Origin of the sequence: Lapidilactobacillus achengensis (assembly GCF_003946655.1) — a bacterium.
Taxonomy (GTDB): Bacteria; Bacillota; Bacilli; order Lactobacillales; family Lactobacillaceae; genus Lapidilactobacillus; species Lapidilactobacillus achengensis.
In genome coordinates this window covers 19586-31965 of record NZ_RHOV01000016.1, presented here as the reverse complement: position 1 = coordinate 31965, position 12380 = coordinate 19586, and the positions used below count along the sequence as shown (strand labels likewise).

The window sequence follows — 12380 nt, the reverse complement described above, 5'->3', positions numbered from 1 at the left end:
CAGAGAAGGACGACTCTTTCAGAAAACTGTCCGCTATTTCACTTGTATTTTCTGATAAAAACCAATACAATTGAAGAGGTAGAATTCATAAGAAATGAGGCTGTCATGCAATGACAAAATTAGTATTTATCCGTCATGGTCAAAGCGAATGGAATTTAAGCAACCAGTTCACTGGTTGGGTCGACGTTGACCTTAGCGAAAAAGGTGTTGAAGAAGCAAAGAATGCTGGTCATTTGATCAAGGAAGCTGGCTTGGAATTCGATCAAGCTTACACTTCTGTTTTGACGCGAGCAATCAAGACTTTGCACTACGCTTTGGAAGAATCTGGACAACTCTGGATTCCTGAAACTAAGACATGGCGTTTGAACGAACGTCATTATGGCGCTTTGCAAGGCTTGAATAAGAAAGAAACCGCTGAGAAATATGGCGACGAACAAGTCCATATCTGGCGTCGTTCATACGATACTTTGCCACCATTATTGTCCGCGGACGATGAAGGTTCAGCAGCAAAGGATCGTCGTTACGCTGATTTGGATCCTCGAATCATTCCTGGCGGCGAGAACTTGAAAGTTACTTTGGAACGGGTCATTCCTTTCTGGGAAGATGAAATCGCGCCTAAATTGCTTGATGGCAAGAACGTGATCATCGCCGCTCATGGTAACTCATTACGCGCCTTGACCAAGTACATCGAGAACATTTCTGATGCTGACATCATGGACTTGGAAATGGCAACTGGCGAACCCGTTGTTTATGACTTGGACGAGAAGTTGAACATCGTTTCTAAGACTAAATTAGGCAAGTAGTCATCGCGACCCTTGCTGATAGATCACAAAAAGACGTCCATACCCGGACGTCTTTTTGTATGCGCTGATTGATCAGGAAATTGCCTTCGCCATCATGAAGGATGGCAAAACGTTTGTGGTAGGCCTTTGATTGGTATAAAATAATTATGATTGAGTTTTCATTTTGGAACGATCATAATGAAATGCTTTCATTATTCATGGGAAAGCCAATTATAACGAGCGATAGATAAGAAGGTTTGACAATGACATGGTCTAATTGGCTGGTCCCACCATTTCCAACCAGCATTTTCTTTGTGTTGGGTTTTTTAACGCTTTATCAGGTTTCCTATAGCTGGATCACGACCCAACTACATGATCATCATGTCCAAATCAACGATGATACCTTTAACACTTGGTATGGGGTTTTCTACATGCTGGTGTTTGTTTTTGCGTTGCAGTCGCTGGTTGTCGGCCAGAGTAATTCTTGGGAGTTTATGAACTTCGAGCTGATTGCGGTGACGTTTTGCGCGTATTTCTTAAATATTCGAATCCCGGTCTATTTCTTGTTTCCGATCGTGTTGGTCTATATGGCCTTCAATGGCTCCTATATTTATTGGCAATCTTGGGGGCACGCCCTGACGTTGATGACCTTTTTCTGGGTGTTGAATTTGATTCGGCGTAAGCTGGCAGATCGTCGTTACAATCTTGCGTTATACTTGGCCGTAACGGTGCCGTTCGGTGGGGCCCTATGGTTATGGATGAAATGGAAATTCACTTTATCTTGGGAAACCTTTGCCCAAGAATGGTTGTATCTGACTGTTTTCGAGATTTTGCTTTATAGTTACTTGGACATGCTGTCCCGCGACAGTCAGTCGAAATTGCGCTTGGCTCGTCTCGACAGCCATGACGCCTTGACGGGTATTGAGAATTACGAGGCTTATCGTAATGATGTGCATCAGTTGTTTGCCGAAAGCCGTGAAAATGGGCAAGGGTTGGCGATGATGATGTTTGATATTGATCACTTTAAGCAGGTCAATGACACATATGGTCATCTGGCTGGTGATCGGGTGCTCCAGCAACTTGCGAAGACGGTGGCGCGAATTGCCAGTCAGGCTGATCCCGCAATCAAAGTCTATCGAACCGGTGGTGAAGAGTTCAATCTCCTCTTCCCTAACTACAGTTTAGCGGAGACGAATGCGATCGTTGACCAAATTTTTACGGTGATCAATCATTTACCAATCACGCTTGATGATGGCCGGCTGATCCAAGTGACTATTTCTGTGGGGGTTTCGGCGGTGGTTGCCGATGATCAAACATCGCTGGACTTTTATAATCGGGTCGATCACAATCTCTATCAATCGAAACGCGAAGGGCGCCAGCTGATCACCCGTCATTAGGCGCCGATTTTGCTTCGTCATTTTACACGGACCTTGCTGGTGTTTTTCGACTGTGGTTGGTTTGAGTCGGACGGCTGATCATGAGGGCGTGCTTAGGAATCGGATCAACCAGCCAAAATGATTGAGAAATCAAGTTGTTTCAGGTAGGATGTTAATACTAATTGTTTCGATAGCTAAAATCGATTGATTGCTTTGTTCGTGTGGGCACCGATCAAAGTGTCAGAGTTGAGAGGATTAAGTTATGACATGGTCCAACTGGCTAGTGCCACCATTTCCCACAAGTGTTTTTTTCGTGTTAGGGTTTCTGACACTTTTTCAAGTTTCTTATAGCTGGCTGACAACGCTACTCCACGAGCGGAAAGTGAAGCTCAGTGACGATGCTTGCAAAACCTGGTATGGCCTGCTTTATATGGTCGTCTTTGTTTTCGCGCTTCAGTCACTGGTTCGAGGGCAAAGCAATTCGTGGATGTTCATGAATTTTGAGTTGATTGCTGTAACCTTTTGCGCTTACTTTTTGAATATTCGGATTCCCATTTACTTTCTGTTTCCCAGTGTGCTGATTTTTATGGTGTTCAATGGCTCATTCACCCATTGGCAATCATGGGGTCATGCCTTGACACTGATGGCTTTCTTCTGGATTTTGAACTTAGTCAGCGTGAAACTTCACGATTGGCCATACAAGGTCTTCGCATATTTGGCGGTGACGATTCCTTTTGGTGGTTTGTTATGGCTTTGGATGAAATGGAAATTCGCGCTTTCGTTAACAACATTCGCTCAGGAATGGCTTTACTTGACGATTTTTGATGTGTTGATGTATAGCTATACGGCGATGCTGTCGCGAGATAGTCGTACGAAATCACATTTAGTCCGGTTGGCCAGCCATGATTCCTTGACGGGGATATTGAATTATGAGACGTATCGTCAGGACATTCATACTCTGTTTTCTAGGAGTCAAAGTGAACAACGGCCGTTGGCGATGATGATGTTTGACATTGACCATTTCAAACTGGTGAATGATACGTACGGTCATGCTGCGGGGGATCAAGTGTTGCGCGCGCTGGTCCAAACGGTTGCACGGATCATCCACGAGGCTGATCCAAAGATCAAATTCTATCGGACTGGTGGCGAGGAATTTGTACTGATCTTGCCTGAGTATTCTTTAACCCAGTGCAATCAATTGGCGCAGCGAATCTTTGCGGCGGTTGATCAGATGACGATTACGCTGGATGCAAAGCAAAAACTTAAAATCGCGATTTCGATGGGAATTTCGTGTGTGAGTGAGGCCGACCAAACCTCACTAGATTTCTACAATCGTGTCGATCATAACCTCTACTATTCCAAGAAGAATGGGCGTCATCAGATCACCAGCAATTAAGCGGATGTGCTTGCTTAGGTTCGGCGGGATTCGGCTGGACGTTGGCACCACCTGCGCACTCAGAGCGTGAGATCCTAATCAAAAGGCCCCCAAAGTCAGATTTTTGATCTGATTTTGGGGGCTTGTTTGTGGAATCGGCGAACTATGGCGACCACAATGCGGTGACTTCCTAAGGCAAATAAAGAAATAGGACAGCGCTGCGCCGTTCTTAGCCTGACCGCAATGTCAGCGTCGCGCGGTCAAGCTTGTGGGGGGAGTTCTGGGGCAGTTCTATTTGGATCAGGCCATAAGTGGATCAATTGCTCGAGTAGCGGCTTGACTTGGGCCCGATTTCGCTGCAAGTAGTTGGCGTAGACCGGCATCTGAGCGGCAGGATCGCTAATGGGAATTTGCACGCGGCTGTCATGCGCGGATCGTTTCTCTTGAAAAGCAGGATCGAGCGGCGACAAATTGGTACTGAAATAGGGGAAATCGGAGTAGCGGCTGATTTCCGTTAAGGCCGCTTGTTCCTTTTGATAAAGGAATTTAGCTTGGGGAATATAGTGTTGGATGATCTGGCGCCAAGGTCCAATTTCCGTCAACACGAGAAAGCTGATCCCCGTCAAATCCGCGAAGCTGACGGTGGTTTGGCTGGCTTGATACATAAATTGATTTAAATTAACGGCCAGACTTTCTGTGCCTAAATAGGTGGCGCCGATTGCATCTGGCGCACTTGCGGTCGGTGTTTTTGCAGTTGTGGGCGCCGTCTTGACCGTGGGCGCTGCCAACGCTTGATTGGAGATGATCACGGTGGCGGCATTGGCGCGCAATTGACCGACCACATCGGCTGTCACTAAAGCCCGGCTGATTTTTAGCGGCGGCAACAAGGTCTGATCTAATTGCGCCAGCAGATTCAACGGTCCGGGAATGACGGTAGCCAGCACCAGCGCTTGTTGACTGCGGTCAAAATTCTGAATCTCCGTGACCGCTTGGGCTTGGGCGCGCAACAACTTCTCCGCCAACTGCGCGGTCAAGCGACCTGTTGCGGTCAAGGTCAGACGATTGGGCTGACGGTGGAAAAGTTGTACACCTAGGTCAGCTTCTAACTTCTGCATTCCCCGGGTAATCGTGGGCTGCGTTACGTGTAAATGCGCGGCGGTTTGTGCCAAAGTGCCTGTCTGGGCGAAAACAACTAATTCTTGCAATAAATAATTATCTAAGGGCATCAAGTCAACCTCCTCAGTATACATCGACTGTATACTAGCATGAAATGTTGGTAATTTTCAAGCGGAAACTAGGGTTGTATAGTTAGACCATGCGAATGGAAAGGATGTTTTAATAATGGTTGAAATTCCCACAGTCACTTTAAATAATGGGGTCACCATGCCGCAACTGGGCTTTGGTGTTTTCCAGATTCCCGACGCCACCGAATGTGAGGCGGCGGTGACGGCAGCGTTGCAGGCGGGTTATCGCTTGCTGGACACGGCCACCGCTTATCAAAATGAAGCCGCGGTTGGTCAGGCCTTGCGCAAAAGTGGTTTGGCGCGTCAAGATGTATTCGTCACTTCCAAGTTGTGGGTTTCCGAATTCACCTACGAACGGGCCAAGCAAGGCATTGATGCGTCTTTGCAACGGTTGGGTCTAGATTATTTGGATCTTTATTTGCTCCATCAGCCTTATGGTGATGTGATCGGCGCGTGGCGGGCGTTGGAGGAGGCTTACCACGCTGGCAAGATCCGCGCGATCGGCGTTTCCAACTTTTACCCTGATCAATTGAAAAATCTGGAGTTGAGCACCACGGTCCAGCCTGCAGTCAATCAAATCGAGGTCAACCCGTGGTATCAGCAAATCGCTGATGTTCGTTTCAATCAGCAAGAACATGTTCGTGTCGAAGCCTGGAGCCCCTTTGCGGAAGGCAAGCAAGACATTTTCAGAAACGAAACCATCGCGCAAATCGCTCAGGCTCATGGCAAGACGACTGGTCAAGTCATCTTACGTTGGCTTTTGCAGCGGCAAATCACGGTCATTCCGAAATCGGTCCATCCGGCGCGGATGGCGGAGAATCTGGCGGTCTTCGATTTCGAATTGTCTGCCGCTGAAATGGCGACGATGGCCAGCCTAGATCAACATCAAAGTCAATTCTTCGATCACCGCGATCCCGTGACCATCGAGCAAATTTTCGGCGCCAGCTTAGCGAAAATCAAATAAAGTCCAGACCGACCCGATCGTCTGACCAGCGCTAGTCGCATGAGGTTTGGCGTGAAAATTCTTCGCCTGCCTAGGTCGTGGAAACGCTCAGTAGCAAAGCCGGTTCAATGCAGCTTTTTTTAAAATTAGGAGAGTAGAGATAAATATGACAACACCAACGATTCAATTAAATGATGGCAACAAGATTCCAGCTATCGGTTTTGGGACGTTTCAAATTCCGAATGATGGCAGTACTTTCAAGGCAGTCAGTGCCGCCTTGGCCGCAGGTTACCGCCACATTGACACGGCGGTGGCTTACTTTAACGAGGCCGAAGTCGGTCAGGCCATCAAGGCTAGCGGCATTCCCCGGGACCAGATTTGGGTCACCAGCAAATTGTGGTTACAAGATTACGGTCAGGCTCCGGCGGAAAAGGCGATTGATCGCTCGCTCCAGAAGTTAGGTTTGGATTACCTTGATCTTTATTTATTGCACCAACCATATGGTGATGTACCCGGCGCATGGCGCGCGCTAGAGGCGGCTCAGCAGGCGGGCAAGATTCGCTCGATCGGCGTTTCGAATATGACGCCCAAATTGTGGCAACGATTCGTGCCTGAATTCACCACGATCCCAGCAGTCGATCAAGTTGAGTTCAACCCGTATTTCCAGCAGCAACCTTTGCGCCGCTTACTGGCTCAGCATCAGGTCAGAATTGAAGCCTGGGCGCCACTTGGTCAGGGGAACCAGGTACTTTTGAATGATCCGATCATCACGCAACTGGCCGCGAAATATGACAAGAATCCCGGTCAAATCATTTTACGCTTTGAACATCAATTAGGCGTGATCATCTTCCCGAAATCGACCCACGAAGCGCGCATCAAAAGCAATCTGGCGATCTTCGATTTTGAATTGACAGCCGCGGAAATGGGCCGCATGGCGACCTTGGATCAGGGTCATGGACGTCATGACCCTGACGCGCCCGGAGTTCAAGCACGGTTGCTAAGCGCTTTCGATGTCCACGCCGACGATTAGTTGTGGTTGATACTGCCCAGATATAACAAATAGTCATGGATATTGATTCGATATAAGTATTGGATATGATTATCGTCACCGGTTATACTAATTTTTGAGAGAAAGTATGCTAGACGATTGGATCCGTTCCGGCATCACAATCGTCAAATTTCAAAATAAGGTGGACAAGATGACGACAAAAACAATCCTAGAACGCGCGCTGGCTGGCGAACGCCTGGTCTTCAATGATCCTGAATTCGAGCAAATCGCTCAAATCGCGACGCGGACCGAAACCCGCTTAATGGCGTTCAACCAGGCGCCGACGTCCAGCGCCCGGCATCAACTTCTTGACGAAATCGTTGGTTACGCGGTACCCAGTACTAGCGAAGTGCATATCGGCTTTCGCTCAGATTTCGGTCAGCACATTTTTATTGGTGAGCATGTTTTCGTTAACCAAGGAGTGACCATGGTAGATCTGGGCGGGATCTATTTGGCCGCGGGCGTTCTGGTGGGACCGAACGTAACCTTGATTACGGTCAATCACGCTGAAGATCCTGGGCGGCGTCGGGATGTGATTCCTCAGGCGATCCATGTGGGTCAGGGGGCGTGGATCGGCGCCGGCGCGCTGATCCTGCCGGGCGTCACGATTGGCGCTCAGGCTATTATCGGCGCCGGTTCGATCGTCACCCATGATGTGCCCGCCGCCACTGTTGTCGTGGGCACACCGGCTAAGATCCTGCGCTCGATCAAGCAGGAGGTGCACTAATGGCCGGTCAAGAAAAGCCAGCATCAGTGAAACTTGCGTCAGCGCGGCACCGGAGAATAGTGGTCGTTAGTTTTCTGGTCATTTTCGCCCTTGCCGCCACTGCTGTTTTATGGTGGCAGCGATCGAGTTCAAGCCAGCCGGCAGTCAAGCAATCAGCGTCTGAACAAGCAATGTTAGCGCAGAAAAGTGGTCAGCCAGCCGGTGCGAGCATCAAGGGCCACGCTTCTACCAAGAATTCCACCAAGACCTCTACTAAGACTTCCACCAGCGCCACTCCCGCGGCAAAGGTGCCGACCAGTCAGCAAATCACTGTTTTGATTGGCGCCCAACATTTACGCGCACGTTTGAACGATCGTGCCACCGCCCAGGCCTTGACCAAGCGGTTGCCGTTGCAGCTGGATTTCCGTGATTTCAGCAGTGGCTTCCCCGAGAAAATCGCGGACTTGGCGCAACCTTTGACCACCAAAGGAACGCCGGCCGCCAGCGACCCCAAGCCGGGGGATTTAGCCTACTGGTCACCAGAACCGCGAGTGGTTTTATACTGGGGCGATGTGGGCGAATATGCCGGGATCCACGTCCTCGGTCATTTTCTTGATCGCGCTTCGGCAATCAAGACCATCAAGCAACAAAAAGGTGAGTTCTCAGCCCGAATCGTTGCTGGTTGGCAGTGAGCTGATTAGATTATTTGATGATGATAGGTAGATGCTTGGAACTGATTTGAAGCGCTGATCTCACTGTTGAGCCATACGTCTTGAGGGGTACGGCAATGCCAACGAATTTCAGAAACCTGTGCTTGATTGCAAGTGTGGTGGGTTTGGGTGGGACGCAACCGCCTCAGGACGTTTGTCGTGGCTGGAAACGTGCTCCGCGCAACTGACTTCTGTGCTTAGCTACGCAATGGCTTCGGAAGCGAAGCCCGCTTCCAAAGCCATCGCTAGGCTAATGCTCGAAGTCAACCCGTTGCGCTGCGCACTGTTTCGAACGCAGTGGGCATCGTTTGAAGCCAATCCGCAAAGTGCGCGGCTTGTCTTCAAATCGAGCCTTATTCTAAGCGATAAATCGCTAAGAATAGTCTCACCGCTGAGCCACACGTCCTGAGGCGGTTGCTAGGCAGAATCGAGCTTATCTGCAATCAAGGCGAAGGATTCGACGAGGTGCTTTTGCAAGCTAGAGGTCAAACAATCGCCCACTTTTGGGGTGGTACGGCAATGCCAACGGATTCGGATTAGGTAGTCGGACCATTTTGCGTAGGCTGAACATCTTTACTCGTTTCCGTAACAGTCCATAGGTGGAAAGCCGACCGATTCAGTTGATTCGCTGAGAACTAGGCCTGTTCATCAGACAGACTACGCTGGTGTCACCAATTTAAAGCTGGTAACCACTAACCACGGCCGTCAAATGCGCGGCTCCCCATCAATTGACCATAGCTTGCCGATTGGCGTGAGTGCTCAAACGGCTGTTATAACGTTGAGCGGCTGGAGCGGAGCGTGGTGTTGAAACGTGTTCGCCGACCCAGCTCCCTGCGCTTAGCTACGCAATTGTTCCGGAAGCAAAGTACGGCTTCCAAAACAATTGCTAGGCTAATGCTCAGGAGCTGACCGGGTCGGTTCACACTCTGGCGTTGGTGGTCTGTTTGCTTGTCGGCGGAAGGTCGGGCTGGGGGTGAGTCAGCCGCGATATTATTCTTGGCGGCTATGCCGCCTAGAATAAGGCCGAGTTTTGAGATTTTCGGTGCACTTCCGAAAAGCTCAAAATCGTGCCCGCAGCGTTCCACCACCCCCCAGTCCGACCTGGAGTCCCTACCACATCTGCCAACCACCAACGCCACGCGCAGCGCAAACCGCGGCCAACCTACTATCGCAACAGTCGACATCTCACGAGGCACAATTGATCAAATAATTGAAATTACGACTTGCCTTAGAGTGAACTCGAAGTTATATAATGAAAATGAAAAAAACAAAGTTGGAGGTTTTAGAATGAAAACAACAGTCTTTATGGAACCCGGAAAAGTAGTGCTTCAAGACAAACCAATGCCAACAATCCAGGCCGACGATGACGTGATCATTAAAGTCGTGCGCGCCTGCGTCTGTGGCTCTGATCTTTGGGCCTATCGTGGTTTTGATAAGAAAGAAGCCGGCTCACTAAATGATGGACATGAAGCCATCGGAATCGTCAGCGCGGTTGGCGCCGCGATCACCACGGTCAAACCTGGGGATTTCGTCATCGCGCCATTTACGCATGGATGCGGTCATTGCGCGGCTTGCTTGGCCGGCTTTGAGGGTGGCTGTCAGAATCATAGTGATAATTTCAGTTCTGGTTTTCAAGGCGAGTATGCCCGTTATCAACACGCGGAGTGGTCACTGGTCAAGATTCCTGGTCAACCTGAGGATTACAGTGAAGGCATGCTGGCCTCACTGCTGACGTTGGCAGATGTGATGGCGACGGGTTATCACGCCGCGCGGGTGGCCAATGTGCAAGCCGGTGATACCGTGGCGGTGGTTGGTGACGGCGCTGTGGGGCTCTGTGCGGTGATTGCCGCGAAGATGCGTGGCGCGAAGCGGATCATTGCCATGAGTCGGCATGAGGATCGACAGAAATTGGCGTTAGAATTCGGCGCGACGGATATTGTTCCGGAACGTGGCGATGAAGCGGTCGCTAAGGTATTAGCGTTGACCAATAATGCTGGCGCCGACGCGGTTCTGGAATGTGTCGGGACCGAATTGTCCACGGAAACCGCGATTCGAATCATCCGTCCAGGCGCCGCTGTTGGCCGAGTTGGCGTGCCGCACACGCCTAAAATTGACGTGGCCACACCATTTATGCAGAATCTAGTTTTGGCGGGCGGGCCCGCTTCGGTAACGACTTACGATAAGAGCTTGTTACTTAAAGCCGTGCTTGATGGGGAAATCAATCCTGGCAAGGTCTTCACTAAGAGCTTCCCGCTGGATCAGATCAATGAGGCTTACCAAGCCATGCAAAATCGCGAAGTCATCAAGTCGATGATAGTGGTGGCTCAGTAGACCAACTTCAGAAAAAAGCGTTAATCAGAACCTGATGATTCAGAAAGGTCACGTTACGCGCGGACAGCTTCGAGTTAAAGCTGTCCGCTTTTCTATGCTCGCGAATTAGGCGCAACGTGAAATCGGGAAATCGTTAGCTGAGCTCGCGTAACAAGAATTTTATTATGTTTTCAGTGTTTTCAAGCTATAAAATAGATCAGATAAGAGTAAAATAAGGATTATGATTTTCTTTGTTCGATTTTTCAGAAATAAATTCAATTTCTTTCAGAAAGAAGCGTTGGCTTTGTCAAGCTCGAAACGAAATACGTTGATTGTCACGTGCGCCCTATTACTCTCCAATGCCATGAGTGGACTGGATAATACAATTATTAATACAGCCTTGCCGGCAATCATTTCCGATTTGCACGGGATCGAAATGATGGGCTGGATCGTGGCGATTTTCCTATTGGGGACGGCGGTGAGTACGCCGCTTTGGAGTAAATTCGGGGAACACGTTGGCAATAAGAAGAGTTACCAATTGGCCGCGCTGTTCTTCGTGGTCGGTTCCTTGCTGGAAGGCTTGGCGCCGAATATGGCGGTCTTGATCGTGGCTCGTTTATTGGCGGGTATCGGCAACGGGGGCGTGGTCTCGTTGCCCTACATCATCTATGCCCGACTTTATCCCGAACCACGGAAACGGATGCAAGTCTTGGGCTTTGTCTCGGCTAGCTATAGCATGGCCACGATCATTGGCCCATTAGTCGGCGGCTATTTAGTCGATGCCTTGAGCTGGCACTGGGTCTTCTATATCAATGTGCCGATCGGGTTGTTATCGGCGCTGCTCGTGCAGATCTTCTATCGGATCGCGGATCGGCGTGCGGAAGTCCAGCCTGTGGATTATCGCGGCTGTACTTTGTTGGTTGTTGGCCTAGGTAGTTTATTGGCGGGGATCGAACTGGTGGGTAGCGCGAATGGCTGGCTCGTGGCCGGTCTCTTGGCTTTCGCGTTGATTTGTTTGGCAGCGCTGGTTCGCTTCGAACAAAACGCGGTCGACCCGATCATTCCCAATCGCCTTTTCAAAAATCATGTGTTGGTGCTGGATTTTATTTTATTCGCGTTGATCTGGGGCGCCTTTGTCGGCTTTCTGATTTATAGTCCCATGTGGGCGCAGGGTCTGCTGGGCACCACGGCCTTGGTCGGTGGCGCCACCCAAATCCCCGGTTCGGTGACCAATTTCATCGGCTCCGGTTCGGTGGCGACTTTTCGCAAGTGGTTCTCACCCCAAAAAGTTATTACTATCGGAATCGTGACGCTAACCATCTCATTTCTGTTGATGCTGATCTGGGGTGTGCGAACACCTTACTGGATTCTGCTGGTGGCGGCCGCGTTTGAAGGCTTCGGCAACGGTATGTGCTTCAATGAATTGCAAGTCAAGGTGCAGCAGGACGCCGAGCGACAAGATGTGCCCGTGGCGACCTCCTTCAGCTTTTTGATTCGAATGTTGAGCCAAACGTTCACCGCCTCGATCTTCGGGTTGATCATGAATGCGGCGTTGCGCCGTGGGGTCTGGCAAAGCCACGGTGCGGTCACGATGAAAATGATGAATAAACTCAGTGACGCGTCGAATTTAACCAGTTTACCAACACAATTGATCCCACAAATGCGGCAAATTCTGCATAGTGGGTTACGGAATATCATGATTTTGTCGCTAGGGTTGATGTTGCTGGCGCTAGGGTTGAATCTCTGGGTACAGCATCGCCAGCGGCAAACAATTTGAACAAACCTCAAATATGGCCTAGCAATTTTGCTAGGCTTTTTTGATAGATAAATAATTTTAAAATGTTTTAATAGCGGTTATCTAGACACAGTAAAGCCTTTCCTTATCA

General features: G+C 49.7%; 12 protein-coding genes. 10 read left to right on the top strand and 2 right to left on the bottom strand.

Annotated elements, in window-relative coordinates:
- Positions 1-110: 110 nt before the first annotated feature.
- From EKM94_RS08860 to EKM94_RS08850, 3 genes are all read left to right on the top strand, one after another.
- The gene (locus EKM94_RS08860; protein ID WP_125600617.1) at positions 111-803 is read left to right on the top strand and encodes a 2,3-diphosphoglycerate-dependent phosphoglycerate mutase; all 693 of its coding nucleotides are present in this window, start codon (positions 111-113) and stop codon (positions 801-803) included.
- 242 nt (positions 804-1045) lie between these two features.
- Positions 1046-2179 carry a GGDEF domain-containing protein gene (locus tag EKM94_RS08855; RefSeq protein WP_125600614.1) on the top strand — a complete coding sequence of 378 codons (1134 nt, stop codon included), beginning with the start codon at positions 1046-1048 and terminating at the stop codon, positions 2177-2179.
- A gap of 472 nt (positions 2180-2651) precedes the next feature.
- Entirely contained in the window at positions 2652-3554 is a 903-nt protein-coding gene (locus tag EKM94_RS08850) for a GGDEF domain-containing protein (RefSeq protein ID WP_164511170.1), read from the top strand.
- A gap of 239 nt (positions 3555-3793) precedes the next feature.
- On the opposite strand, the gene EKM94_RS08845 is transcribed toward EKM94_RS08850, so the two are convergent.
- Complete coding sequence (locus tag EKM94_RS08845) at positions 3794-4759, bottom strand: LysR family transcriptional regulator (RefSeq protein WP_125600608.1); 966 nt, start codon at positions 4757-4759, stop codon at positions 3794-3796.
- A 115-nt stretch (positions 4760-4874) separates the two neighbouring features.
- Between EKM94_RS08845 and EKM94_RS08840 the strand changes: the two genes are divergently transcribed.
- The 4 genes from EKM94_RS08840 (at position 4875) to EKM94_RS08825 (ending at position 8166) form a co-directional block, all read left to right on the top strand.
- Positions 4875-5741: an aldo/keto reductase gene (locus tag EKM94_RS08840; protein ID WP_125600605.1), complete on the top strand. Its 867-nt coding sequence runs from the start codon at positions 4875-4877 to the stop codon at positions 5739-5741.
- A gap of 145 nt (positions 5742-5886) precedes the next feature.
- Complete coding sequence (locus tag EKM94_RS08835) at positions 5887-6750, top strand: aldo/keto reductase (protein WP_125600603.1); 864 nt, start codon at positions 5887-5889, stop codon at positions 6748-6750.
- Positions 6751-6919: 169 nt separating this feature from the next.
- Complete coding sequence (locus EKM94_RS08830) at positions 6920-7495, top strand: LbetaH domain-containing protein (protein ID WP_125600600.1); 576 nt, start codon at positions 6920-6922, stop codon at positions 7493-7495.
- Positions 7495-8166, top strand: a complete 672-nt coding sequence (locus EKM94_RS08825) for a cyclophilin-like fold protein (protein WP_125600597.1) — start codon at positions 7495-7497, stop codon at positions 8164-8166. Before EKM94_RS08830 ends, EKM94_RS08825 begins: the two co-directional genes overlap by 1 nt.
- Before the next feature lie 219 nt (positions 8167-8385).
- Here EKM94_RS08825 and EKM94_RS08820 read toward each other — a convergent pair whose 3' ends face one another.
- The gene (locus tag EKM94_RS08820) at positions 8386-8586 is read right to left on the bottom strand and encodes a hypothetical protein (protein WP_125600594.1); all 201 of its coding nucleotides are present in this window, start codon (positions 8584-8586) and stop codon (positions 8386-8388) included.
- Positions 8587-8598: 12 nt separating this feature from the next.
- Between EKM94_RS08820 and EKM94_RS12850 the strand changes: the two genes are divergently transcribed.
- From EKM94_RS12850 to EKM94_RS08810, 3 genes are all read left to right on the top strand, one after another.
- Positions 8599-8724 (top strand): hypothetical protein, encoded by a 126-nt coding sequence (locus tag EKM94_RS12850; RefSeq protein WP_263853246.1) that lies wholly within the window; start codon positions 8599-8601, stop codon positions 8722-8724.
- 747 nt (positions 8725-9471) lie between these two features.
- Complete coding sequence (locus EKM94_RS08815) at positions 9472-10515, top strand: zinc-dependent alcohol dehydrogenase family protein (RefSeq protein WP_125600591.1); 1044 nt, start codon at positions 9472-9474, stop codon at positions 10513-10515.
- A 220-nt stretch (positions 10516-10735) separates the two neighbouring features.
- Positions 10736-12271 carry an MFS transporter gene (locus tag EKM94_RS08810; RefSeq protein WP_125600588.1) on the top strand — a complete coding sequence of 512 codons (1536 nt, stop codon included), beginning with the start codon at positions 10736-10738 and terminating at the stop codon, positions 12269-12271.
- Positions 12272-12380: the final 109 nt, after the last annotated feature.

What these genes read in the sequence shown, in the direction of transcription:
- EKM94_RS08860 (WP_125600617.1), top strand. Translation starts at nt 111, where the DNA reads ATGACAAAATTAGTATTTATCCGTCATGGTCAAAGCGAATGGAATTTA.
- EKM94_RS08815 (WP_125600591.1), top strand. Translation starts at nt 9,472, where the DNA reads ATGAAAACAACAGTCTTTATGGAACCCGGAAAAGTAGTGCTTCAAGAC.
- EKM94_RS08850 (WP_164511170.1), top strand. Translation starts at nt 2,652, where the DNA reads ATGAATTTTGAGTTGATTGCTGTAACCTTTTGCGCTTACTTTTTGAAT.
- EKM94_RS08855 (WP_125600614.1), top strand. Translation starts at nt 1,046, where the DNA reads ATGACATGGTCTAATTGGCTGGTCCCACCATTTCCAACCAGCATTTTC.
- EKM94_RS08845 (WP_125600608.1), bottom strand. Translation starts at nt 4,759, where the DNA reads ATGCCCTTAGATAATTATTTATTGCAAGAATTAGTTGTTTTCGCCCAG.
- EKM94_RS08825 (WP_125600597.1), top strand. Translation starts at nt 7,495, where the DNA reads ATGGCCGGTCAAGAAAAGCCAGCATCAGTGAAACTTGCGTCAGCGCGG.
- EKM94_RS08840 (WP_125600605.1), top strand. Translation starts at nt 4,875, where the DNA reads ATGGTTGAAATTCCCACAGTCACTTTAAATAATGGGGTCACCATGCCG.
- EKM94_RS08835 (WP_125600603.1), top strand. Translation starts at nt 5,887, where the DNA reads ATGACAACACCAACGATTCAATTAAATGATGGCAACAAGATTCCAGCT.
- EKM94_RS08810 (WP_125600588.1), top strand. Translation starts at nt 10,736, where the DNA reads ATGATTTTCTTTGTTCGATTTTTCAGAAATAAATTCAATTTCTTTCAG.
- EKM94_RS08830 (WP_125600600.1), top strand. Translation starts at nt 6,920, where the DNA reads ATGACGACAAAAACAATCCTAGAACGCGCGCTGGCTGGCGAACGCCTG.